At 48.9% G+C, this 23,060-nt stretch carries 20 protein-coding genes; 12 read left to right on the forward strand and 8 right to left on the reverse strand.

Annotation, left to right across the window (positions count from 1 at the left end):
* Positions 1 to 23 precede the first annotated feature (23 nt).
* Entirely contained in the window at positions 24 to 1,088 is a 1,065-nt protein-coding gene (locus tag ACKTT9_RS03795) for a Gfo/Idh/MocA family protein (protein WP_407870534.1), read from the forward strand.
* Positions 1,089 to 1,194: 106 nt separating this feature from the next.
* On the opposite strand, the gene ACKTT9_RS03800 is transcribed toward ACKTT9_RS03795, so the two are convergent.
* The 3 genes from ACKTT9_RS03800 to ACKTT9_RS03810 all read right to left on the reverse strand — a co-directional run bounded on the left by ACKTT9_RS03800 (position 1,195) and on the right by ACKTT9_RS03810 (position 4,689).
* The gene (locus tag ACKTT9_RS03800; protein WP_157326010.1) at positions 1,195 to 2,037 is read right to left on the reverse strand and encodes an SDR family oxidoreductase; all 843 of its coding nucleotides are present in this window, start codon (positions 2,035 to 2,037) and stop codon (positions 1,195 to 1,197) included.
* 96 nt (positions 2,038 to 2,133) lie between these two features.
* A complete protein-coding gene (locus tag ACKTT9_RS03805; RefSeq protein ID WP_407870535.1) occupies positions 2,134 to 3,750 on the reverse strand; it encodes a long-chain fatty acid--CoA ligase in 1,617 nt (538 codons plus the stop codon).
* A 141-nt stretch (positions 3,751 to 3,891) separates the two neighbouring features.
* Positions 3,892 to 4,689, reverse strand: coding sequence for a Cof-type HAD-IIB family hydrolase (locus ACKTT9_RS03810; protein WP_407870536.1), 798 nt, complete (start codon positions 4,687 to 4,689; stop codon positions 3,892 to 3,894).
* 121 nt (positions 4,690 to 4,810) lie between these two features.
* On the opposite strand from ACKTT9_RS03810, the gene ACKTT9_RS03815 reads away from it, so the two are divergent.
* Both ACKTT9_RS03815 and ACKTT9_RS03820 read left to right on the forward strand, forming a co-directional pair.
* Positions 4,811 to 5,503 (forward strand): DNA alkylation repair protein, encoded by a 693-nt coding sequence (locus ACKTT9_RS03815; RefSeq protein WP_407870537.1) that lies wholly within the window; start codon positions 4,811 to 4,813, stop codon positions 5,501 to 5,503.
* Between the two features lie 36 nt (positions 5,504 to 5,539).
* The gene (locus ACKTT9_RS03820) at positions 5,540 to 6,382 is read left to right on the forward strand and encodes a helix-turn-helix domain-containing protein (protein ID WP_407870538.1); all 843 of its coding nucleotides are present in this window, start codon (positions 5,540 to 5,542) and stop codon (positions 6,380 to 6,382) included.
* A 59-nt stretch (positions 6,383 to 6,441) separates the two neighbouring features.
* On the opposite strand, the gene ACKTT9_RS03825 is transcribed toward ACKTT9_RS03820, so the two are convergent.
* Positions 6,442 to 8,217 (reverse strand): rhamnogalacturonan lyase, encoded by a 1,776-nt coding sequence (locus ACKTT9_RS03825; RefSeq protein WP_407872955.1) that lies wholly within the window; start codon positions 8,215 to 8,217, stop codon positions 6,442 to 6,444.
* 480 nt (positions 8,218 to 8,697) lie between these two features.
* Here ACKTT9_RS03825 and add point away from each other — a divergent pair, with 480 nt between their 5' ends.
* The 6 genes from add (at position 8,698) to ACKTT9_RS03855 (ending at position 14,719) form a co-directional block, all read left to right on the forward strand.
* Complete coding sequence (add, locus tag ACKTT9_RS03830; RefSeq protein WP_407870539.1) at positions 8,698 to 9,750, forward strand: adenosine deaminase; 1,053 nt, start codon at positions 8,698 to 8,700, stop codon at positions 9,748 to 9,750.
* A gap of 466 nt (positions 9,751 to 10,216) precedes the next feature.
* Positions 10,217 to 12,460 carry a heavy metal translocating P-type ATPase gene (locus tag ACKTT9_RS03835; RefSeq protein WP_407870540.1) on the forward strand — a complete coding sequence of 748 codons (2,244 nt, stop codon included), beginning with the start codon at positions 10,217 to 10,219 and terminating at the stop codon, positions 12,458 to 12,460.
* 86 nt (positions 12,461 to 12,546) lie between these two features.
* Entirely contained in the window at positions 12,547 to 12,876 is a 330-nt protein-coding gene (locus ACKTT9_RS03840; RefSeq protein ID WP_174806853.1) for a metal-sensitive transcriptional regulator, read from the forward strand.
* Between the two features lie 36 nt (positions 12,877 to 12,912).
* Positions 12,913 to 13,116 carry a copper ion binding protein gene (locus ACKTT9_RS03845; protein ID WP_127458195.1) on the forward strand — a complete coding sequence of 68 codons (204 nt, stop codon included), beginning with the start codon at positions 12,913 to 12,915 and terminating at the stop codon, positions 13,114 to 13,116.
* Positions 13,113 to 13,919 carry a hypothetical protein gene (locus tag ACKTT9_RS03850; protein WP_407870541.1) on the forward strand — a complete coding sequence of 269 codons (807 nt, stop codon included), beginning with the start codon at positions 13,113 to 13,115 and terminating at the stop codon, positions 13,917 to 13,919. The genes ACKTT9_RS03845 and ACKTT9_RS03850 overlap by 4 nt, the downstream gene beginning before the upstream one ends.
* A gap of 38 nt (positions 13,920 to 13,957) precedes the next feature.
* Positions 13,958 to 14,719 carry a (S)-benzoin forming benzil reductase gene (locus ACKTT9_RS03855; RefSeq protein ID WP_407870542.1) on the forward strand — a complete coding sequence of 254 codons (762 nt, stop codon included), beginning with the start codon at positions 13,958 to 13,960 and terminating at the stop codon, positions 14,717 to 14,719.
* 29 nt (positions 14,720 to 14,748) lie between these two features.
* Here the strand turns inward: ACKTT9_RS03855 and mscL are convergent, their stop codons facing one another.
* Complete coding sequence (gene mscL / locus ACKTT9_RS03860) at positions 14,749 to 15,219, reverse strand: large conductance mechanosensitive channel protein MscL (protein ID WP_127458713.1); 471 nt, start codon at positions 15,217 to 15,219, stop codon at positions 14,749 to 14,751.
* Positions 15,220 to 15,303: 84 nt separating this feature from the next.
* Entirely contained in the window at positions 15,304 to 16,401 is a 1,098-nt protein-coding gene (gene hisC, locus ACKTT9_RS03865; protein ID WP_407872956.1) for a histidinol-phosphate transaminase, read from the reverse strand.
* A gap of 205 nt (positions 16,402 to 16,606) precedes the next feature.
* Between hisC and ACKTT9_RS03870 the strand changes: the two genes are divergently transcribed.
* On the forward strand, positions 16,607 to 19,315 hold the full coding sequence (locus ACKTT9_RS03870) for a response regulator (RefSeq protein ID WP_407870543.1): 2,709 nt from the start codon (positions 16,607 to 16,609) through the stop codon (positions 19,313 to 19,315).
* Between the two features lie 89 nt (positions 19,316 to 19,404).
* Here ACKTT9_RS03870 and ACKTT9_RS03875 read toward each other — a convergent pair whose 3' ends face one another.
* Both ACKTT9_RS03875 and ACKTT9_RS03880 read right to left on the reverse strand, forming a co-directional pair.
* On the reverse strand, positions 19,405 to 21,552 hold the full coding sequence (locus ACKTT9_RS03875) for a 5'-nucleotidase C-terminal domain-containing protein (RefSeq protein WP_407870544.1): 2,148 nt from the start codon (positions 21,550 to 21,552) through the stop codon (positions 19,405 to 19,407).
* 142 nt (positions 21,553 to 21,694) lie between these two features.
* A complete protein-coding gene (locus ACKTT9_RS03880; protein WP_407870545.1) occupies positions 21,695 to 21,973 on the reverse strand; it encodes a hypothetical protein in 279 nt (92 codons plus the stop codon).
* A gap of 156 nt (positions 21,974 to 22,129) precedes the next feature.
* On the opposite strand from ACKTT9_RS03880, the gene ACKTT9_RS03885 reads away from it, so the two are divergent.
* Positions 22,130 to 22,351, forward strand: coding sequence for a hypothetical protein (locus ACKTT9_RS03885; protein ID WP_407870546.1), 222 nt, complete (start codon positions 22,130 to 22,132; stop codon positions 22,349 to 22,351).
* Positions 22,352 to 22,514: 163 nt separating this feature from the next.
* Complete coding sequence (locus ACKTT9_RS03890) at positions 22,515 to 22,904, forward strand: VOC family protein (RefSeq protein ID WP_315956010.1); 390 nt, start codon at positions 22,515 to 22,517, stop codon at positions 22,902 to 22,904.
* Positions 22,905 to 23,060 lie beyond the last annotated feature (156 nt).

Consider the following 23,060-nt stretch of genomic DNA (forward strand, 5'->3'; position numbering starts at 1 on the left):
TTCATCATCTTACGGAGGACATCATGACGAAATTAAAAGTAGCGGTGATCGGTGCCGGCTCCATCTCCGATGCACATTTGACCTCATATATGGAACATCCTGAAGTGGAGCTTTACGGCATCGTCGATATGAACGAGGAGCGGGCGCGCGCGGCTGTCCAAAAATATGGTGCGCAGGTTGCTTTTACAGACTACCGCGAAATGCTGGCTGATCCGCAGGTGGAGGCAGTGAGCATCTGCACGTGGAACAACACGCATGGCGCTTTGAGCATCGCCGCCTTGGAGGCAGGCAAACACGTGTTATGCGAGAAACCGCTCTGCACGACCGTTGAAGAAGCCTTGCGCGTCGAGGAGGCGGTTTGCCGCAGCGGCAAGCTGCTGATGGTCGGCTTCGTTCGCCGCTTTGGTACGAATGCGCAGGTGCTGCGCCGCTTCTTGGATGCTGGCGAGCTTGGCGAGATTTACTACGCCAAGGCTTCGTACTTGCGCCGGTTAGGCAATCCCGGCGGTTGGTTCGCCGACAAGGAACGCGCCGGCGGGGGCCCGCTTTTTGACATCGGCATTCATGTCATCGACTTGTGCTGGTACTTGATGGGACGGCCGAAGGTGAAATCGGTCAGCGGGAACACCTACAAGAAGCTGGGCAATCGCTCGAACATTAAGAACTTGACCTTCTATAAGGCAGCGGATTATGATGCCACTCAGAATACCGTGGAAGACATGGCGAACGCGCTTATCCGGTTTGAAAACGGTGCGTCGCTCATGGTCGACGTTTCATTCACCTTGCATGCGAAGATGAAAAATGAGTTCGCTGTGAAAATATTTGGCGATCGGGGCGGTGCCGAGATCGAGCCGGACTTCTGCATCGTGAGCGAGAAGCATGATACGATCATCAACGTGACGCCGCAGATCGATCATCCTTCGTTCGAGTTCATGGACGGCTTCCGCAACGAAATTGACCATTTCGTGCAAGCTTGCCTGGGGCGCCAGGAGCTGATTTCACCTGTTCGAGACGGTGTGGAGTTGACCAAGATCTTGTGCGCGGTTTATGAGTCGAGCGAGAAGGGGATTGAGATTCAGTTTGGCTGAGTAAGTTAGTTTCCGGATATCAGGTTCATTGTGGATAACTTTCAAGCCCCTAACCTTATAGGTTGGGGGCTTTTCAATTTGCTGCCTATTTCGCATCAGAAGTCCGCTACGACTTCCCCTTGCGCGTAATATCCGCAAGGTTAATCCACTCCTCGTCGGTCACCTCGAGCAAGTCATTGAATTGCCCGGCGCCTTGCAGCCATTCGCCGCCGTCGATCGTGACGACTTCGCCGTTGATGTACCCGGCATAGTCCGAAATCAGATAAGCTGCGAGGTTCGCAAGCTCATCCTTTTCTCCAACCCGCCGCAGCGGTACGCGGTTCAGCAGCTTCTCCGACAGCTCTGGCGTCGGAGCCAGCCGGCTCCACGCGCCGTCGGTGGGGAACAGCCCCGGCGCGATCGCGACTTGCCGGATGCCGTGGCGCGCCCACTCGACGGCAAGCGAGCGCGTCAAAGCGAGCACGCCGGCCTTCGCGGCCGCCGACGGCACAACGAAGGCCGAGCCCGTGGAGGCATAGGAGGTGACGATGTTCAGCATCGTCCCGCCGGTGCCTTGCTCGATCCATCGTTTCCCCACTTCCAGCGTCGTGTAAAACGTGCCGTGAAGGACAATATTCAGCACCGCATCCACCGCGCGCGAAGATAAATTTTCAGTCGGGCTGGCAAAATTTCCAGCCGCATTGTTGATGAGAACATCGATCCGGCCATAATGTTGTTCCACGGCGGAGACCATCTCTGCGATTTGCTGCGGATCGCGCACATCACAGCTTTTATAGAACACATCACCATCCATCTCGGAAGCGGCCTTCGCCAATACTTCCTCACGTCGGCTAGTAATGGCAAGCTGCGCCCCCAACTCCAGGAAACGCTCACCCATAGCACGGCCAAGGCCAGTTCCCCCGCCTGTGATGAGAATGACTTTATCCTTCAATAAAGATGCATCGAACATATCCATCCTGCCCCTCATCTTGAAATTGCCGCATCGCTAATGAGCAGAAGCAGCTTCGAATTGCTCGATCCAGCTCGCCAGATCCGCCGAACGAGTTCAGTCTCCTGTAAAATAGGTTTGATACTGCTCGCGAAGCTCGCGCTTCATGAATTTCCCGACCGAGGAACGGGGGATTTCGTGTAGGAAAACCACATCATCCGGAATCCACCACTTGGCAAATTTGTCTTCGATGAACGTGAGCAACCCCTTTTTATCCCCCGCTTGCAAGGCAGCATCTTTGAGGACGACGCAAGCGAGCGGCCGCTCACCCCATTTGGGATGGGGAACGCCGATCACGCAGGCTTCATATACATTCGGGTGCGCCATCAAAGCATTTTCCAAATCGAGAGAGGAAATCCATTCTCCGCCGCTTTTGACTAAATCCTTGGCTCGATCGACCAGTTTCACGAAACCTTCAGGATCAATGACCGCGATATCTCCGCTATGAAACCAGCCGTCTTGGAAGCCCTCGGCAGTTCGGTCATCTTGGTAGTATTCGGTCGCTACCCATGGTCCCCGCAGCCAAATTTCCCCCATCTCCTTGCCGTCCCAAGCCACCTCGCCGCGCATTCCGACGATTTTCATATCAAGTCCAGGTACGAGCAGTCCTTGCGTGGCCCGTGTGGCGTACTGTTCATCAAGCGAAGCTTCTTCTTGATAGCTTTTTAGGCGGGCGACGGTAACGAGCGGACATGTTTCCGTCATGCCATAAGCATGATAGAACGGGACATTCAGCCGCTGCTCGTAGCTCTCAATGAGGCTGCGCGGGGCAGCAGATCCGCCGCAGACTACGGCGCGCAAAGATGATAAATCCAGCTGCAGCGCCTCTTGCGCTTGAAGAGCAGCTGTCCAGACCGTGGGCACGCCGGCTGCGATGGTGACCTTTTCGTCCGCGATCAAGCGGAGCAGAATATCCGGCGTAGGGGCCGGTCCGGGAAGCACCTGCTTGCTGCCGAACCAGACCGAGGCAAAGGGGAGCCCCCAGGCGTTAACGTGAAACATTGGTACGATAGGTAGTACAGCGTCGCGCTCCGAAAGAGCTAGCGTATCCGCCAACCCAATCGACAACGAATGCAGATAGATCCCGCGATGAGAGTACACGACGCCTTTGGGATTTCCCGTTGTGGCCGATGTATAGCACATCCCTGCGGGAGCGCTTTCATTTATATATTCAGGGTATGTGTAAAGAGGATCACCGCTATCTATCATGTTCTCATACCCATAGACGGGCTGTAAAGAAGTCGGTGGCAGGTCTTTTTTATCTGTCATGATGATATAGCCCTCGATGGTCGTCAGTTGATCCTGGATTTTTTCTATAATGGGCAGCAAGGTCTCATCTACGAGGAGGAAACGATCTTCCGCATGATTGAGAATATAGGCGATATGATCGGCGGGGAGGCGAATATTCACCGTATGGAGGACCGCTTCCATGCAGGGAATGGCGAAATAGGCCTCCAAATGCCAATGATGATTCCAGGCAAAAGTAGCAATTCGATCCCCGGGCTGTACCCCTAACGCTTGCAGCGAGCTGGACAATCTCTTCGAACGTCTGCCGAAATCAGCATACGTATAACGGTGAATGCCGGTACTTGTTCGGGAAACAACCTCTTTTTTGGGGAATAAGGTTTGGGAACGTTCGAAGAGGGAGCGCAGCGTTAATGGGTAATTGTCCAAATGGAAACACCTCCGGGGATTGGCTATTTCTATAGTAAATATATAGGGAGGAGGGACAGGATATGTCCGAAAGTAAACCCTACCCAAATAAAAAAAACCGATACCGCCACATGTTGTACATGCAGGGAATCGGTTTTACGTCTACACATTCAAAATAAACTTCTCAATAACGTGCCTAACGCCGTCTTCGTTATTGCTTTTGGTCACATAATTCGCGAGCTCCTTAAGCTCCGGCAAAGCATTGTCCATTGCGACCCCAAGCCCCGCAACTTCAAGCATTTCGCGATCGTTCCACGCATCGCCGAGGGCAATGACCTCATCCAGCGTGCAGCCGATATGGTTGGCAAGGAAAGCGATGGCGTGGCCTTTGGTGCCTTCTTTGTGCATGAATTCCAAGTAGTGCGGTTTGGATTTCGTAATGTGCATCTGGTCGCCGAGCAGAGGAAGCAGCTCCTCGCGAATTTGGTCGCAAACCTCCGGTTTGTCCACAATCAGCAGCTTAGGCTGCGGAATGTCGATCCATTGGCGCAGGTCGCCGATGATATAAGGCGTTTTGGACAGACGCACGTAATTTTTAATTTTATCGTTATCCTCAGCTGCATAAAGCTGGTCGCCATGGTAAAGCTGAAGATGGAGATTTCTCTTTTCGCAATAATCGAGCAGGTAGCGGGCGCTCTCCACAGGCACCATACGTTCATACAAGACTTCCTCGTCGAGGAGATTTTTGATCGAAGCGCCTTGATACGTAATGATCGGTACGTTAAGCCCGATTTGGTTAGCAATTTTGGCTGCAGAGGGAAAGCTTCTGCCTGTCGCAATCGTTACCGTCACACCTTGAGCAACTGCTTGATGCATAGCGTCAATCGTTTCCTGGGAAATCGTCAAATCATCACGCAAAAGCGTATCGTCCAAATCCGATGCTACTAACTTGTAAGTCATGTGTTCCTCTCCGTTCCGATAGGTAGTCTATATAAAAATTCTGCTTTAAGCATACCCGAATCAAAGCGGAATTGCTAGAATAAAGCGAGAGCTTTATAGTTTAAAAGGAGGCGCGTCATCGATGACATCACTTTACACGGACAAGCTGGAGGCCTTGCTGAGAGCGCACAGCAGTGAGGTTGATGCAGCTGCAATGTCCGCATATATGCGCGACCAATTTCCTTTCCTCGGTATTCGCAACCCGCAGCGCGTGGCTTTGACGAAAGCATTTTGGAAGGAGCAAGGCTATCCCAAAGGAGCAGAGGGCGTGAAAGTGGCGGAGGAGCTTTGGGCATTGCCGGAGCGGGAATTCCATTACACGGCGCTGCAGCTGCTCACTCAGCTTCGCAAAAATGCGGATAAAGAGCATATTGATTTGCTCGAGCGTATGGTTGTAACGAATTCCTGGTGGGACACCGTTGATCCGATTGCTGACCATTTAATTGGTGTTCACCTACAGAAATATCCGGAACTTATCCCGGTCTATGTCGAAAAATGGCTCTCATCAAGCAATATGTGGCTGCAGCGGACAGCGATTTTGTTCCAGCTCAAGTATAAGCAGCGCACAGACGTGCCGCTTCTTTTTAGCTGTATTCGGCGTATGGCGGATTCGAAGGAGTTTTTTATTCGGAAGGCCATCGGCTGGGCGCTGCGTGAATATTCGAAGACGGATGCTGCGGCTGTGCAGGCTTTTGTCGCTAAGACCGAGCTTTCACCGCTTAGTGTGCGGGAAGCATTGAAGGTCATTCAGCAGAAGGAAGAGAAAGTGCAATAGACTAGTTGATATCTAGGAATTGGAGGAATCCAACTGATGTCGGAATTTATGTGTTTTTCTGCTAAAGAGAATCGCACGACGATCCCTGGAAAGCTAGTATCGGGCCGCTACCGCCAGCCGTTCGGCTATCGCGTGAAGCGGTCGAAAGGAACGAAAGATTTCTACCTCACCATGACATTGCACGGAAAGGGATTATTTCATAACGGAAGTGAGACCTGTGAATGCCCCGAAAGTGAAATTACACTCATTACCCCTGGAACGCCGCATTACTATGGAACACCGGAACATACCGTATGGGAGTTTAATTGGTGCCATTTTGTTCCCAAAGAGGATTGGTTGGCTCTGCTGCAGCTCCCAGAAACGATTAAAGGGATTCGCTCCGCCCGTGTAGATAGCGCCAAAGATTGGCTTCACATCGCCGGGGCTTTCAACAACCTGATTCAGTATAATGAAGAATCGCATCTGTTTTCGGAAAGATTGGCCGTTAATGCCTTGGAGGAAATCCTTCTGTTAATATCCAAAAATGCGCTTGAAACACATTTGCGGATGGATTCACGCGTAGAAGAAACGGTAAAGCTGATTTCTCAGCATTATAAAAAGTCGTTCAACGTGCCCGAATTGGCGGCTAGAGTCAATTTGTCAGCTTCCAGGTTCGCTCATCTATTCAAAATGCAGACCGGCGAATCCGTCATGGACATGTTAAATAAAATCCGCCTCCGCCAGTCCAGAAAGCTACTCGAAACGACCTCCTTAACTATCGCGGAAATTGCAGAGGAAGTTGGATTTAACCATCCTTTTTACTTTTCACGACAGTTTGCTGCTTTTTATGGCACGCCTCCGGCGGTGTTTAGAAAACATATTCTCCATACTATGAATTGAAAAAAAAGGGGCTGAATCCAAAGCAGCATAAGCTACATTGGGAACAGTCCCTTAATATTTTATGGAGTGACGTAAATATTCGGTTGCGTCGGCGACGCCATGCCTGTTCCCAGGTAGTAACTCGTATGCGGCGGTTGGTTGTATGCTACGTTCTGCCAGGCAATATCCAGTCGATAAAGAGGATCGTGCATTAACGTCCAAAGGCGTGTGCTAGTCTCGTAAGGAGTAGCATAGATGCGCAGAGCAGAGCTATCGGACTTCCGCCAGATGACTTCCTCGCGCCAATCTCCCAAAATGTCGGCCTGCAGACTTGGATTTCCTTTTGTCCCATTGTTGGAGTAAGTGCCCGTTGCGGTTAAAAGAGTCGTTGTATTGAGGCTTGTATAATTCCACTTATCAATTCGGCCTACCCCATTAGTGCCATCCCAATTATGATCGAGCAGTTCACGCGATACATCGCCGTCCCACCAGATGCCATAGTTGATGGAGGAGGGGACTGTAGAACTGATTTTGGTGCCGCCTATTTGGTACAATCCGACGCCATTGCTTGCCCAGACCTCTTCACCGGCATATCTCGGATCAATATCCGCAGCCATGCCTCTTCCAGTGTCGGCGCCTGTTGGCACACCCCACCGTACTGCACCGGTACCCGCATTCCAGACGGCAGCCCCGTAGGTTGCGCTCGTATTTTCCATCACCTTAAATACTTCAAGTCCAGGATTATTCGGATCCAGGTCACCTACATGAAGCGCGTCACCATGGCCTAATGCCGTGTTATATTTCCTCGCACCATTATCATCCACCGTCATAGCGCCGTATACGATTTCATCCTTGCCGTCTCCATCCACATCGGCTGCTGTCAGATTGTGGTTGCCTTGGCCGGCATAAGCAGAGTTCCCGGAGCTGTTGCTGTCAAACGTCCACAGCTTGGAAAGCGTTCCGCCCCGCCAATTGTATGCCACCAGCACACTGCGCGTGTAATAGCCGCGGGCCATCACCAGGCTTGGCTTCTCTCCGTCCAGATAGGCGATCGTCGCCAAGAAGCGGTCTACCCGGTTGCCGTACGTATCGCCCCAATCTCCAACTGTGCCGCGCGGTGGATCATAGCTCGTTGTCGTTAATATTTTACCTGTCGCGCCTGCAAAAATCGTTAAGAATTCAGGGCCGGTCAGGACCCGGCCTACCGAATTGCGATAGTCGGCGGTTGAGCTGCCGATGACGGTGCCAGTGCCATCCTTTGTGCCGTCAGCCGTTTTCATAGCAATTTCAGCCTTCCCGTCCCCGTCCAAATCATAGACCATAAATTGCGTATAATGAGCGCCTGCGCGAATGTTTTTGCCCATAGAGATTCGCCATAACCGGGTTCCGTCGAGCTTATAAGCATCAACAAACACTTCACCGGTGTATCCGTCCTGCGAGTTGTCTTTGGAGTTAGAAGGGTCCCATTTTAAAACAATTTCATATTGTCCATCGCCATCCAAATCGCCGACACTCGCATCATTGGCATTGTAGGTATAGCTGACGCCGTCTGGGGTTGTGCCGCCTGCCGGTCGTTGAAGAGGGACATCCAAATAATTATTTGCCCATGGTGTTGCAGCCGCGGATGCCGCTTGCTCGACACCGCCTACGACCGCACGAATCGTATAGCTTGAACTTGTCGTACCTGTGTTGTCTTGATAGTTTGTACTTGTCATAATGGGAGAGGCGTTGAGCTTCACACCGTTGCGATATACGTTGAAAGATGTGCTAGCCGCTTCAGTACCGAGAAGTCTCCAGCTCACAAGTACACCAGTTGAAACTTTAACGGCCACCAGTCCCCGGTCGAGTTTTTCCATTTGTCGGGGTACTGCTGCGTGTGCTGTAGGCGTTTGGATGCCGAAGGATGAAATAAGGAGAGAGCCCAGTGTGACGTAACAGGCTGTTTGTATAAGTCGCTTCACATTTTTAAACATTTCTACAACCTCCTCGGATCGTCAGTCGAATGTTATTGCAATTATGCGGATCTGTGATGAGGGAGACTTCGTAGGTATCCTCCTTTCCAATTTTGGATGCGCTTACATTAAGCATTATACCTTGTAGAGGATCTTGATTTTAATGCAGACAATGGCTAACTTTCTATACAATACTGCTTTTTAGAAAAAAGAAGTCAAGTTACAGTTGCGTTATAAAATATAACACATATATTGTTATGATAAAATTATGTTATATATATTGACATATAGGTCACGTTGTTTTAAAGTTAATAAAATTCTTTGTAGCGGCATACAGCCGTGAGTACTTGCTCTAACTCATAATCAAGAAGGGAATGATGGAAGATGGCATACAATCGGACGCATGATTGGCTAACGCGACTGCCCAAAGTTGATCTTCATTTGCACTTGGATGGGAGTGTAAAGCCGGAAACAATTCTGGAGCTCGCCCTGGATCAAGGCATTGATCTTCCCGTGTACAATAAAGAAGGCTTGATTCCACATATGCGTGTTGGTGACGAATGCGGCAGTCTTATTGAATACTTGAGTAAATTTGATTTTACGACTCGTTTTATGCAATCGGGTGAAGCTTTGGAGCGGATTGCCTATGAGGTTGCTCAGCAATCGGCAGAGCATAACTGCAAATACGTGGAGGTGCGTTTTGCACCGCAATTGCATCGCAATAACGGTTTGACCGTGGAAGAAACGATTCATTATGTAGTTGAGGGGATGAAGCGCGGACAACACGATTTTGGCGTGAAAGCCGGCGTCATTGCCATCTGCATGAGAAATCATTCCTGCGAAAGCAACTTGGAAGTGATTCGGGCGGCAGCCAAGTTTGTGGGTAAAGGTGTAGTGGCCGTCGACTTGGCTGGTGATGAGGCATCCTATCCGCCGGAATGGTTTCGGGAGGTTTTTGCGGAGTCGGGCCGACTCGGCATTCCGGTCACAATCCATGCCGGAGAAGCGGCAGGTGCGGTGAATGTGTACGAAGCGGTAACGAATCTCGGTGCGGTGCGCATCGGGCACGGTGTCAGGCTGAAGGAGAACAGCGACATTCTCGAGCTGGTGAAAGACCGTCGCATCCCGCTCGAGATGTGCCCGATCAGCAACATCCAAACAAAGGCCGTTTCCGGCTGGGATGCTTACCCGATCCGTGAATATTTGGAGCAAGGGCTCCTTGTCACCATAAACACGGATAATCCGAGTGTCTCCGGAACGGACATTACGAATGAATACCGCGTGCTGTCCGATCGTTTTGGCTTTACAGAGCCTGAACTCGTCAGGCTTGTGATGAATGGGGTGGAAGCCGCGTTTATGGACGAAAGCGATAAGCTGTTGCTCCGGCGGGAGATGGAAGCGGAGATCAACAGTTTAGGGATGGGGTTGCTGAGCTGATGCGGTTCCTCACGCTTTTCTCTTGCTAGGCTCTGTCAGAGGGAACTATAGTACTCTATTTTTCTGAAATTGCTCTTTTTTCATTTGGAGGGGAACTATGATCCGTTATTTTGTCAGATTTCACCCTAACAATGTGTATTTTGGCTGAATAAGAGCCTGTAGTTCCCCTCAGAAAGAAGAAGATAGCTTGATTTACCTGTAAATAGAGGACTCTAGTTCCTTTTCGAAAAGCATTTGGGGAATATTCAGCAGTGAAAGTTGGCAGTATGTAAGTAGAGTGATGGAGTATTGGAGAGTAGCCCAACACGAAAGCCTGACGGCGCTGACCGTCAGGCTTTTTATTGATGAATTTTTGAAACCGGCCATAGGAAGCTACCCAATTTACTCAAATCACTTGACAATATAGGGTAGGGGGGTATACTATACAAATATAAACAAATACTAATCATTGTGAGGTGACAATCCTATGAGCACCGAATCTGCAGGGCAACAGCAACCTACCGGAGCAACTGCAACGGTTGATTTCGATATTACAGGAATGACTTGCGCCGCATGCGCAACCAGAATTGAAAAAGGGCTGAGCAAGATGCCCGGTGTCGCACAAGCTTCCGTCAACCTGGCTATGGAAACAGCTCGGATTTCCTATCAGCCTTCGGAGGTAACACCGGAGGATATGCAAGCGCGAGTAGCCAAGTTAGGATACGAAGCAGCGCGCAAAACAGAACAGGCGGAAACCGGCGAACATCGCGCCAAAGAGATACAGAAGCATAAGCGTAAGCTGTGGATTTCAGCCATACTATCTTTCCCTTTGTTATGGGCGATGGTTGGTCATTTCTCCTTCACTTCGTGGATTTGGGTGCCGGAGCTGTTCATGAATCCGTGGGTGCAGCTGGTTCTGGCAACACCGGTCCAGTTTCTCATCGGACGCCAATTCTACATTGGTGCCTACAAAGCGCTCAGCAATAAGAGCGCGAACATGGATGTGCTCGTCTCGCTGGGAACATCGGCCGCGTATTTTTACAGCTTGTATCTGACGTTCCAGTGGGCAGGCCAAAGCGAGCATCATCATGCGCCTGAGCTGTATTACGAAACAAGCGCCATCCTCATCACACTCGTCATTCTCGGAAAATGGTTCGAAGTTCTCGCCAAAGGGCGCACTTCGGAAGCCATTAAATCGCTTATGGGCCTGCAGGCCAAAAGTGCCCTAGTCATCCGTGACGGGCAAGAAATCAGCATCCCGCTGGAAGAGGTAGTTACAGGGGATGTCATCATCGTGAAACCGGGTGAGAAGATTCCGGTGGATGGCACTGTTATGCAAGGCCATTCCTCGGTCGATGAATCGATGCTGACGGGTGAAAGCCTGCCGATTGAGAAACGCGAAGGCGATACCGTGATCGGTGCAACGCTGAATAAGAATGGGGTTCTCCGGGTGCAGGCGACTAAGGTTGGCCGTGACACGGTGTTGTCCCAAATCATCAAAGTCGTTGAAGAAGCACAGGGATCGAAGGCGCCGATTCAGCGTGTGGCGGACGTCATTTCGGGAATTTTTGTCCCGATTGTCGTGGGGATTGCGCTTATTGCTTTTGTTCTGTGGTACTTCTGGTTGGATCCGGCTAACTTCGCAGGCGCACTCGAAAAAACGATCGCAATCCTCGTTATCGCTTGCCCTTGCGCATTGGGTTTGGCAACGCCGACCTCGATTATGGCAGGGTCCGGACGCGCAGCGGAATTAGGCATTTTGTTCAAAGGCGGTGAGCATTTGGAAGCGGCTCATCACTTGGATGTTGTAGTTTTGGATAAGACGGGTACAGTAACCAAAGGGAAACCACAACTTACCGATATCCAAACGCATGTGGACCAGACCACCTTCCTCCGTTTCGTCGGAGCGGCGGAGCGCAGCTCGGAACATCCGCTAGCTGAGGCGATCGTCCAAGGCATACTACCGTCCATGCCATCTTTGCCGGAAGCCACGAGTTTTAAAGCCATCCCCGGTTTTGGACTGGAAGCTCAAGTCGAAGGCAGCCAAGTCCTCATCGGTACAAGAAGACTGCTAATCGAGAAGGGGGTTGATATTGGCGAAACGCTGCTTAAGGATATGGAACGTTTAGAGCAAGATGGCAAAACCGTGATGCTGGCAGCCTTTGACGGCACGTACGCCGGATTCGTTGCTGTGGCGGATACAATAAAGGAAACTTCGCAGGAAGCCGTATCCCGTTTGGAAGCAATGGGCATTAGAGTCATCATGATCACAGGCGATAATGCGCGTACTGCAAAAGCGATAGCCGAGCAAGCTGGCATCAAGCAGGTTCTGGCAGAAATTTTGCCGGAAGGGAAAGCGGCAGAGGTGAAAAAGCTGCAAGCGCAGGGTTTCCGCGTCGCGATGGTCGGCGATGGCATCAACGATGCGCCAGCCTTAGCAATGGCCGATATCGGCATGGCGATGGGCACGGGAAGTGATGTAGCCATGGAGGCGGCGGATGTCACCTTAATGCGCGGCGATTTGAATTCCATTGCAGATGCCATTGAAATGAGCAGAAGGACGATGCGTAATATTAAGCAAAATCTGTTCTGGGCCCTCGGTTATAACACGATTGGCATCCCAATCGCCGCTTTTGGCTTGTTAGAGCCTTGGGTAGCAGGGGCCGCTATGGCGTTAAGTTCCGTTTCTGTCGTGTTAAATGCTCTTCGATTACAGAGAGTCAAACTTTAAGCGAGCGAGGAGTCTTCCAAAAGGATTGACAATATAGGGGATGGGGGTATGATATGTAGTAAACAACTCTCAAAGGAGTGAGCCCAATGAACAAAGAAATGGACACGGAAGTAGACCACTGCGGCTTGGATGGACACGAGCGGAAGAGTCATCATTCCGATAAACTTAAAGCGGATTTAACGAAGCGGTTGAACCGTATTGAAGGTCAAGTTCGCGGGGTCAAAGGTTTGATCGAGAAAGATACGTATTGCGATGACGTTCTGCATCAAATTGCCGCGATTCAATCGGCGCTGAATGGTGTAGGGAAACTGCTGTTAGCCGGCCACCTCAAAAGTTGTGTCGTCGAACGTATTCAAGAAGGCGACATGGATGTTGTCGATGAATTGCTCAAAACGATGAATACCCTCATGAAATAATCATAAAAAATCAAATCATATGAAGGAGTGAATGCGATGTCCAGCATTATTTTAAAAGTAGAAGGTATGTCTTGTAATCACTGTGTGAATACCGTTGAGAAAGCCATGAAAGAGCTTGGGGCTGAAGGCAAAGTAAACTTGGCGGGTAAATTAGTGGAAGTGGAATACGACGAGAGCAAGCTGACTGTGGAAGCGATCAAAGAAGCAATCGAAGAGCAAGGTTATGATGTAGTGCAATGAGAATAATGAGTCTTATCGTGTTGTCTCTGGTCCTTGTGCTAAGCGGCTGTGGGAAGTCGCAGACTACGGATCATTCGGTACACGGCGGCGGTCATGAAGCGGGGAGTTCAGAGGAGCAAATTCAGGCAATATTTCAAGTAGCTTCTCCGCAGACGAAGGCGAAAGCGAAAGAAGATACGACGTTGACGATTCAGATTCAAGATAGTGACGGTAACCCGATAAATGATTTTGATCTGAATCATGAGAAAAAAATGCATCTTATCGCGGTGAGCAAGGATCTTTCTTATTTCAAGCATCTGCATCCGGAGTACAAAGGAAAGGGGCTTTTTACGGTATCGACGCAGTTCCCTTCGGGTGGTGAATATCGGCTTTTTGCTGATTTTCTGCCTACCGGGAAAGAGAAAACCGTCAAAAGCTACTCCTTGACTGTACAAGGGGAGCCCGCACCACCGGTGGCGATTGAACCGGAGAATGCATGGACGAAGACCATAGATGGCAATGAAGTTACTCTAAAAATCGATCTGGCAGGAATGGAGCTTAATCTAACCTATACCTTTAAGGATGCAGCTTCCAAAGCACCTATTAAGGATTTGCAACCGTATCTAGGGGCTGTGGGGCACGTAGTTATTCTGGACGCGAATGCGGATCAATACCTGCATGTTCATCCGACGGACGAGAAATCAACAGGTCCGGAAGCCCAGTTTATGACGACATTCCCCAAAAGCGGCGTGTATAAAGTCTGGGGAGAATTTCAGCGTGGTGGCAAGGTGTTCACGGTCCCCTTTGTTGTTAAAGTCCCTTAACTTACCCTTATATCTATATAAAAAAGGAGCCGATCACCATGCCTGCCTATATCATCACGGGAGGTTCCAAAGGCCTCGGAGCTGAGCTGGCGAGGCAGCTCCTGCACCAAGGCGCCGCGGTCCACTGCGTGTCGCGCGGCGAAAGCCAGAGCCTCCGCCAAGAGGCGTTAAGCATGAAAGGTGACTACACCTTTCATGCTTACGACTTGGCGCAAACCGACGGCCTGGATTCGCTGATGGAGCGAATCCTTGGCCTGGTTGATCGAGCGGATGCTATCACGCTCATCAACAACGCGGGCCAGCTCGAGCCGATGACGTTCATCGGCCGAGCTGGCCAAGAGGACCTGCAAATGAGCCTGCAGGTCAATCTCGTCGCGCCCACGCTGCTGACGAACAGCTTCATTCGGCAGACGCAGGCGCTGCCGATCAAGAAGCGGGTCGTCCACATCTCCTCGGGCGCGGGGAAGAAGCCCTACCCCGGCTGGGGGGCGTATTGCACCGCCAAGGCCGGGCTCGATATGCTGACGCGCTGTATTGGCGTCGAGCAGATGGAACAGCCCTACCCGGTGGAGGTGATCTCCGTCGCACCGGGGGTGGTGGATACGGATATGCAGCGGGAGATTCGCGCTGCATCGGAAGAGGACTTCCCGCAGCTAAGCCGGTTCGTGAAGCTGCATGAGGACGGCGAGTTGCAATCGCCGGAAGCAACGGCGGCGCAGCTTCTGGAGCTGCTGCAGCGAGATGCTTTTACGCAGGGCGAGATCGCCGATCTGCGCACAAAAAAGGAGTTAAGCAGCTGAGAAGCGCTTAACTCCTTTTATCCTATGTACTACTGAATACTTCCTGACACAGACGGGCCGGACGACAGCTCAGAGGTACAAAATTTACAGCGGGTCGCTTGCGCCGGAATGTCCGACAAGCAGTGCGGACAAGATTTGGTCGTAGGAGCTTTCTCCTTCGGCTCTTCTTTCTTGCGGAACTTGGACAATTGTTTAACAACAATAAAGATGACGGCAGCAACAATTAAAAAGTCTAAGAACGTAGAAATAAAGGCTCCGTATTTCAGAACTGGCGCACCCTTATCGGCTGCAGCGTCAGCAAGTGTATCGTAGTGTTTGCCATTCAAAGATATGAAAAGTTCATTAAAGTTCACTCTGCCCAGCAGTAACCCGATAGGCGGCATGATCACATCGTTAACGATGGATGTAATGACTTTCCCGAATGCTCCCCCGATAATAACCCCCACCGCTAGATCGACCATATTTCCTTTAAAAGCAAAATCTTTAAATTCCTTTAGCATAGTGAACCTCCAACAAACTGCATTTTTTGCATTGTAGCATATTTTGTCGTTGTCAAACAATGAGTTGGATGCTCATGTAATCGTTTAATCTTTTTGAGCAGCTAAGAGTGGTTGTTCGCTGGACTCCTGCAGCACCTCGCGCAGGGCGCTGATGAATGCTTCATGATCTTCAGGAGTTCCTATTGAAATCCTCACATGATTAGGGAGGTTCCATGCCCCTGCATACCGCAGGATAACGCCTTTTCGCATCAATTGATCATAGATCGCTTTCGCTTCAGGGCCTAGTTCCACAAGTACGAAATTACTCATGCTGCGTGTGAAATTGAATCCTAACTCCTGCAGGCTGGCATAGAGCTGCTCTCTGCCGAGTTTATTCATTTCCCGCGTCGCTTCAAGATGAGCATCATCCTGAATGGCGGCGACAGCGCCGACTTGTGCTAAGGCGTTTACGTTAAAAGGTTCTTTAACCTGACGAATATTGCGCAAAATGCTTGCAGAAGCGATGCCATACCCAACACGGATGCCGGCTAAACCATAAATTTTGGAAAAGGTTTGTGTGACGATGATGGGATATCCTTGACGTACCAGCTCAAGCCCGTCGCAATAATCATCTGCAGTTACAAAGTGACTGTATGCCCCATCGAAAATAACCAGTACATGAGGAGGAAGCTCATCCATTAGCGCATGCAAGTCCTGTTTTGTCATATAGGTGCCAGTTGGATTATTGGGAGAACAAATATATAACAGCTTCGTTTTCTCGGTTACCGCAGCCAAAAAATCCGCGATTTCATAACGGTAATCCTCTCGGAGCGGCACCTGTACGACGGATGCGCCCATCAGATTAGCGCCGAATTCATATTCGCTGAAGGTTGGAGAGGGCACGATGACTTCGTCGCCTTCCTCCAAAAACGTTTCGGATAGAAGTGTAATGAGCTCATCGGCTCCATTCGTGACAAGCACTTGCTCGGGCAGCACCTCCAACTTGCCGGCAATAGCGCTGCAGAGATCAATCGTGTCCGCATCAGGATAACGATGAATATCAGTCAGATAGGATTGAATGGCTTGGACAGCGAGAGGTGATGGACCAATTGGATTTTCATTGGAAGCAAGCTTGGTCACCTTGTCGATACCTAATTCCCGCTGGACTTCCCAAATGGGTTTGCCGGGAGAATAGGGCTTCATGCGAGACAGGACGCCGCGTGGACGGATATGGTCAGTTGTGCGATTACTCAAAAGAATCACTCCTTGAATCAAATTTACTTTAGTTAAATAATACATTAACTTGGTAAAGTAGTAAAGTATAAAAAATCCCATATCCCAACTTTTAGGAGAGTAGTATAATACGTAAAGATGCGTAATTCGATGTTAAGGAGAGGACACTGCGCGGATGGGGAAAAAGAAGAGGTTTGGTATCCGATCCAAAATCATGCTTGGCTACATATTCATTTTCGCTTGTATAAGTGTTGTATTTACGCTAGTGATTAATCAAGTGACCTCGATGCAAACGGATAGAAATTATATCATTGAGCATGATTTTGCCGTACATAGTGAAATCAATAACATCGAAAAATATGTGATGGACATGGAAAGCGGGCAGCGGGGATATCTGATAACCGGAGATTCTACCTACCTGGAACCCTACCACAACGCAGAGAATAACTGGCGGCAATCGTACATGAAGCTAAGTCAGCTTACACATGAAAATGAGGTCCAGGAACAAAGCTTACAATCGATCAAAAAGGCTATAGAACACTGGATCATGCAGCTTGACGGGACACCGGGTCCGATCATGAAAAGGGATCAAGGTGCAGGTACATATTCCATCAATCCTTATGATTTTTATTTGGGCAAGCAAAATGTGGAGGATATCCGCGCTCAGCTCGATCGTTTCCGGAATATTGAGATAGCGCTTACCAAAGATAGAGCCAAGCTCTTGGACGATCAGAACCGGATGTTCACGAGATCCTTGTTTGTTATGTTGACCCTGCTGCTTATTTTCTCGTTAACAACTGCACTCTTGATATCGCAGTCGATTGTTGGGACGATTAAGCAGGTTACCAAAAGTATTTTGAAATTAAGCTCTTTCAAAAGAGACTATACACAGCGCATCCAAGTCACAATGAACGATGAAGTAAAGGATCTCGCTGATGCAACGAATATGCTTTTAGAGAACCAAGAGGAAATCGAATGGCAGCAGCGGAAGCTTGCGGAAGTGGTTCATATGCTTCAAGGCATATCGGACATGGAAACGTTAGGTTCTTCCTTTATTAGTAAAGCCGCTGAGCTATTTGGTGCGTCCTTCGGACTGTTTTACCTCCGATCCACCCACAAGGGCAAGGTTACGATGGAAAAAATAGCAGCCTACGCCATGATGATGGATAACGAGAATGAGGTTGGGATTCAGCGGTTTCATCTGGGAGAAGGACTAGTCGGTCAATGCGCGCTGGAGAAGCGGATGTTCCATTTCATGAATGTGCCTGATCATTATCTCAAAATAACGTCCGGACTCGGCGCTGTAAAAGCGCAAAGCGTACTGATTGTACCGATTTTACATCATCATGAAGTTATTGCGGTTATGGAATTAGCCAGTTTAAATAAGTTTACCCATCAACAGATGGAGCTTCTTGAAGATATTCTCGACGTTCTCGGAACCATCGTGCACAGTGTGCAATCGCGCGTTGAAGTGGAGCGTTTGCTTCGGGAATATCAACTTATGACGGAAGAGCTGCAGATTCAGACGGAGGAGCTCCAAAGCCAGCAGGAAGAGCTGCACATGACGAATGAACAGTTAGAGGAGCATAACCGATGTGCGGATGAAAGGTCCAAGGAACTTGAACGCATCAAGGTGGCTCTTGAAGAACATGCGGTTCAGCTGCAGCTAAGCTCCAGATACAAATCGGAGTTTCTGGCTAATATGTCGCATGAATTTCGTACCCCGCTTAACAGCGTGCTTATTTTATCCCAAATGCTGCAAGAAAATAAGATGGGGAACTTGAGTAGTGATGAGCAGGAATATGCCCGTGTGATCCATTCCTCAGGGACCGATCTGCTGCTGCTTATTGACGATATTCTCGATTTATCCAAAGTGGAAGCCGGCAAGTTGGATATCCATATCGGAGCGTTAAATGTAAGAGAGCTTCCTAAGCTCATTCGAAGTCAATTTGCCAAGGTAGCTGAACAGCGCAATCTGACTTTGAACATTGACCTGGAACTCCCGGTGCCGGAGCACTTTTATACGGACGAGCAGCGCCTTAGTCAAATTTTGAAAAACTTGTTGTCCAACGCGTTTAAGTTTACGCATGAGGGCGGTGTTCACGTGAGTATCAAGCGTTGTGAAGCGGATCAAGTCACCCAGTTGCTGCCTTCCGCTGACCCTAGTCAAGAAGTTCTGGCCATTTCGGTTAAAGATACGGGGATCGGTATTCCTCTTGACAAGCAGGCGCTTATTTTCGAGCCCTTCCGGCAAGCTGACGGCACGACCAATCGGAAATACGGGGGAACGGGCCTTGGCCTCTCCATTTCTCGCGAACTGGCGGGACTGCTTGGCGGGGACATCGGCATGAGCAGCGAAGAGGGGATTGGAAGCACTTTCACGGTCTACCTCCCATCCTTGGAGCCGGGGATTAGTGAGTTTCAACCGGCATGGGAGGAAGCCGCAGCAGCCTATGACGCTACTCCGGCGAAGCTGGAAGAGCCTTCTCTCCCTTTGGCTGAACCCAACTTTCTGCGAGGGAAGGTTGTGCTTGTCGTTGACGATGATGTGCGAAATGTTTTCGTGCTAAGCAACGCTTTTGAAAATGAAGGGATGACCGTCATCATTGCACACGATGGGCAGGAGTGTCTGGCTATTTTGCAGAAGGAGCCGCAGATTGATATCATCCTTATGGATATGATGATGCCCGTAATGGATGGTTATGAGGCCATGCGTACGATTAGAAAAGACGAGCGCAACGAGCATCTGCCCATTATTGCCATAACGGCGAAAGCGATGAAGCAGGATCGTGATATTTGCCTGCAAGCAGGCGCTTCCGACTACATCAGCAAGCCGCTGAATTTAAACCAGCTGCTGTCGCTTATGCGAGTTTGGCTGGCATAATCAAAAAGGTCTTTGATTTCTCCTGTGAGGGATTAATCAAAGACCTTTCTTTTATTAGTTAATGGGATTAATAAATGGATAAGTGCTTTTTATTTAAGATCCAAACGTACGTCTCGCCCGTCGTCCTGAACGGATAGCTCTTTACCCGCCGCTTTCAAGGAGTTCGCGTAACTGACCCAAGCATCGAGCATGATGGCGCCATCTTTCCAATCCTTCACTTCACCGAAAACTGTAAAGCCATCGCCGTTGCCCGTTGCCATGAAATCATTCGTCGTCACTTTGAACGTGCGATCTGTGTTGAACTTGCCGTCCACGTAGATCGGCGTACCATCTACCAGCGTGATTTTGGAATATTTCTCGCCAAGAGGTTTGGTGCTGTCCCACTCGACTTTCAGACCGGAGAATTGAATAGCAGGAAGATTCGTATACTTGTCCGTTACTTCCAAGGCTTTTTTGATTTGCTCGGCCGTCATTGTGCCTGTCACATTGTAGTTGCCGAAAGGGAATACTTCAAACATTTCACCATAAGTTAGATCACCTTTATCGACATCGGCACGGATACCGCCAATATTCGTGAAGGCGATGTCGGATTTCTCAGCAGCGCGCATAGCGTCCGTGATGCTGTTGCCCAGCTGTGAAGCGCCATCGCGATCTAAACCGCCATTTTTATCGAAACGGAATGATTTACGTCCAAGCGTTTCAGCGGCAACGACTTCAACTTCACTGGATTTCGTTGATATTTTCGCCTTGTAGTCTTCTACCGTTTGGTGAATTTTCTCGTCAGCCGTTGTCAGGTTCGTGTAGGTTTCCAGTAGGCTAGCGTTCGATGAAACGACCTGTTTAGTCGTTTTATCTACAAATAGTTGAATGTGGCCAACCGCGTACAACCAGCTTTGCGCTTCTACAACAGGGATGCCGTTCACAATTCCGGAAACACGCAAATGGGAGTGTCCACCGACGATGGCATCCAGTGTGCCGTTGCCTGTGCCTTTGGCCAGATCTGCAAGCTCGCTGATGATTTCAGCGGATTTTTGGTTTTGCTCACCAGGCAGGTGGGAAGTGACCATAATGATGTCAACGCCTTTGGCGCGCAGTTCAGCAGACAATTCTTTGGCCAAAGGAACTGGATCCACGAAGGAAAGTCCTTCGATGTTCGTTGATTTCGTCGTTGACGTTGTTTGCGGAGTCGCGAAGCCGATGATGCCGATTTTTAGTCCATCTTTTTCTATGATGACGTAAGGTTGTGTCCAATCTACACGTTCGCCTGTTTTCGTATCGATAATATTAGCGCCTAGAATAGGGAATTTCGCATTCTTAATGTTATTAATTAAAACGTCACGGCCAAAATCGAACTCATGGTTTCCGATAGCTGCCGCATCGTATTTCACTTGAGCCATAGTATCCATGACGGATTGACCATTGGTTGTATTCGAAATAAGCGTGCCCTGCCAAGCGTCTCCGCCGTCTACTACAACAGTGCCTTCCGGATTCACAGTACGGAAATCGGTGACGATTCCGCCAACGGTTTCAATACCGCCTTGGCCTTGGTTGCGTTTTTTATCGAAACCAACTTCGATTTTACCGTGAATATCATTTGTAGTTAAAATATCAACGACCTTAAATAAAATTGGCTTAAGCGCCTTGGCAACTTCATCACGCGTAACGGCTGCCGTCGGATTGAAGTTTCCATCCAGTGTCGGGCTGAAAATTCCGCTGATGACGGCATAAGCGACATACGGGCGGGACTCTTTTGCAATGGAATCAGAGTCTTTGAAGTAGTTCAAAACATTCTCATTCACGCTTGGCAGCTTACCGCCCGTTACCACTTTCACGATCAACTCGGCAAGCTCTTGGCGAGTGACTGCAGCATCCGGGTGGAACGTTCCGTCAGCAAATCCGCTGATCAGCTTCGCTGCAACCGCATTGGCAACCGCTTGTTTCTGCCAATTTGCGAGATCAGTGAACGTGACAGAAGCGGGATCTGCGCTTTGCAATTTCGCTGCACGGTTGATCATGGTAGCAACTTCAGCACGTGTTGCCGTGTTAGCACCGCGGTAGTCGGTATCTCCGTAGCCTTCGATTGCGCCGTTATCAATGGCAAGACGCATATCTGACTTCATCGTAGTAGTAGATGCGGGTACTGCATTGTCGGCAAAAGCAATACTGCCGGTAAAAGTGCTTGTAAGAGCGGTTACAAGAGCGAGGGCTGTAAGTCGAGTTTGGAATGTTTTTTTCATGTGATAGAAAGACCTCCTTCATAATAATAGAACATGGGTTAATTAACACGTCTATTAGTATAAAGGAAATTGGTAGTTTTTGAGAAGTGAAGAAATTATTATTATAAAAATCAACAAAAAAAGCCCTTAACCCTCCAAGGGTTTAAGTGGCTTTGTAGTCAGTATGAACTTCAAAATGATAGATTGTATTTCGAGTAAGTACGCGAAAATCCAATCCGTCTCTATCTATGGCTTGAACTCTAGTTGTTTTGAATGGAATATATCGATGTATGCCGGATAAGATCATCGGTGCCCCGACTTCAGTTGGGTTCATCTCACGAAAAGTCTGCCCTTGAATCTCATCAAAATCAAATCGTTCTGATCGATGTTTGGGCGTAATCCCATCCACCTCGTAGATTTGAAGAAGCTTTAGCAATCTCATGTTGTTACCCTCCCATCTAACCTTCCTAGCAACAGTATACAACGTCTAAGGTATCTAAGCGAAATTTTAAACCTAACACTTAACTAATAATGTTCTCACACTTTCCTTATTTCCAAAATATACAATTGAAACATTGGAATTGGGGGGTGACCTTGTATGATACATACGAGAGTGCGTGTCGAGGAAAAAGAAGTTCTTATGTTTTATGAATCCAAGCATCAGGAGCATTTGACTGTTGCCGTTGAAACGATTCTCAAGCATTTATCTAATGAGAAAATTCGCCGAGTGTTCGATGACCTTGGCTTGGTCAATATTACGAATGAGGAAGTTACGCTCTTTTCGCTTAATGGTGAGATTGAGACACTTTGCATAACGTAGATGCCTCTCGCTAATCTATACATGTGCGGTTGAAATTTTGACGGATTTAGAATTAACGATATCAATTTGCTGCTTAAAAATAACGAGTAGGATGTTCTAGCCCTCATCTGCTATTTTCGTTACAATAATAGAGAGTAGGAGTTTAATAGGGAGGCTATGAACAATGGCAGTTTTGAAAATGGAGCACGTTGGTGTGATGGTTGCAAACTTAGAAGCGTCGATTCGTTTCTATGAGGAAGTAATTGGTCTTAAGCACAAAGGGACGTTGCTTCACACGAATGGTGTCATCCGCCTTGCTTTTCTGGGCTTTGAAGCGTTAAACGAAACTGAAGTTGAACTCATTGAAGGTTATAACGCGAGTTTGCCGCAAGAAGGGAAAGTTCATCATCTGGCTTTTACCGTCGACGACGTTGAAGCGGAGTTTACGCGGATTCAAGGACTGGACGTTCAGCAGGTAGATGAAGAAATTACGACGCTGCCTAATGGCTCCAGGTATTTCTTCTTTAATGGGCTAGATGGAGAGCGCATTGAGTTTTTCCAAACGACTCGTTAATTAAACGTACATCTAATAACATACGCAAATGAGACGGGTGCATCTGATGCATCCATTTTTTATTTATGAATAGAACAAAACATTCAAAAGAATGGCAATTGCGGAACATTTTCAAAGGGGTTGTAATTGGTTATCTAGCGTGGTATATTATCCCTC

Origin of the sequence: Paenibacillus sp. P36, assembly GCF_045866505.1 — a bacterium.
GTDB lineage: Bacteria > Bacillota > Bacilli > Paenibacillales > NBRC-103111 > Paenibacillus_E > Paenibacillus_E chondroitinus.

Bases quoted from the DNA above. Each gene is read 5' to 3' on its own strand.
- ACKTT9_RS03795 (WP_407870534.1), top strand. From the start codon at position 24: ATGACGAAATTAAAAGTAGCGGTGATCGGTGCCGGCTCCATCTCCGAT.
- ACKTT9_RS03800 (WP_157326010.1), bottom strand. From the start codon at position 2,037: ATGTTCGATGCATCTTTATTGAAGGATAAAGTCATTCTCATCACAGGC.
- ACKTT9_RS03810 (WP_407870536.1), bottom strand. From the start codon at position 4,689: ATGACTTACAAGTTAGTAGCATCGGATTTGGACGATACGCTTTTGCGT.
- ACKTT9_RS03815 (WP_407870537.1), top strand. From the start codon at position 4,811: ATGACATCACTTTACACGGACAAGCTGGAGGCCTTGCTGAGAGCGCAC.
- ACKTT9_RS03820 (WP_407870538.1), top strand. From the start codon at position 5,540: ATGTCGGAATTTATGTGTTTTTCTGCTAAAGAGAATCGCACGACGATC.
- ACKTT9_RS03825 (WP_407872955.1), bottom strand. From the start codon at position 8,217: ATGGAAAAACTCGACCGGGGACTGGTGGCCGTTAAAGTTTCAACTGGT.
- add (WP_407870539.1), top strand. From the start codon at position 8,698: ATGGCATACAATCGGACGCATGATTGGCTAACGCGACTGCCCAAAGTT.
- ACKTT9_RS03835 (WP_407870540.1), top strand. From the start codon at position 10,217: ATGAGCACCGAATCTGCAGGGCAACAGCAACCTACCGGAGCAACTGCA.
- ACKTT9_RS03840 (WP_174806853.1), top strand. From the start codon at position 12,547: ATGAACAAAGAAATGGACACGGAAGTAGACCACTGCGGCTTGGATGGA.
- ACKTT9_RS03845 (WP_127458195.1), top strand. From the start codon at position 12,913: ATGTCCAGCATTATTTTAAAAGTAGAAGGTATGTCTTGTAATCACTGT.
- ACKTT9_RS03850 (WP_407870541.1), top strand. From the start codon at position 13,113: ATGAGAATAATGAGTCTTATCGTGTTGTCTCTGGTCCTTGTGCTAAGC.
- ACKTT9_RS03855 (WP_407870542.1), top strand. From the start codon at position 13,958: ATGCCTGCCTATATCATCACGGGAGGTTCCAAAGGCCTCGGAGCTGAG.
- mscL (WP_127458713.1), bottom strand. From the start codon at position 15,219: ATGCTAAAGGAATTTAAAGATTTTGCTTTTAAAGGAAATATGGTCGAT.
- hisC (WP_407872956.1), bottom strand. From the start codon at position 16,401: ATGAAGCCCTATTCTCCCGGCAAACCCATTTGGGAAGTCCAGCGGGAA.
- ACKTT9_RS03870 (WP_407870543.1), top strand. From the start codon at position 16,607: ATGGGGAAAAAGAAGAGGTTTGGTATCCGATCCAAAATCATGCTTGGC.
- ACKTT9_RS03875 (WP_407870544.1), bottom strand. From the start codon at position 21,552: ATGAAAAAAACATTCCAAACTCGACTTACAGCCCTCGCTCTTGTAACC.
- ACKTT9_RS03880 (WP_407870545.1), bottom strand. From the start codon at position 21,973: ATGAGATTGCTAAAGCTTCTTCAAATCTACGAGGTGGATGGGATTACG.
- ACKTT9_RS03885 (WP_407870546.1), top strand. From the start codon at position 22,130: ATGATACATACGAGAGTGCGTGTCGAGGAAAAAGAAGTTCTTATGTTT.
- ACKTT9_RS03890 (WP_315956010.1), top strand. From the start codon at position 22,515: ATGGCAGTTTTGAAAATGGAGCACGTTGGTGTGATGGTTGCAAACTTA.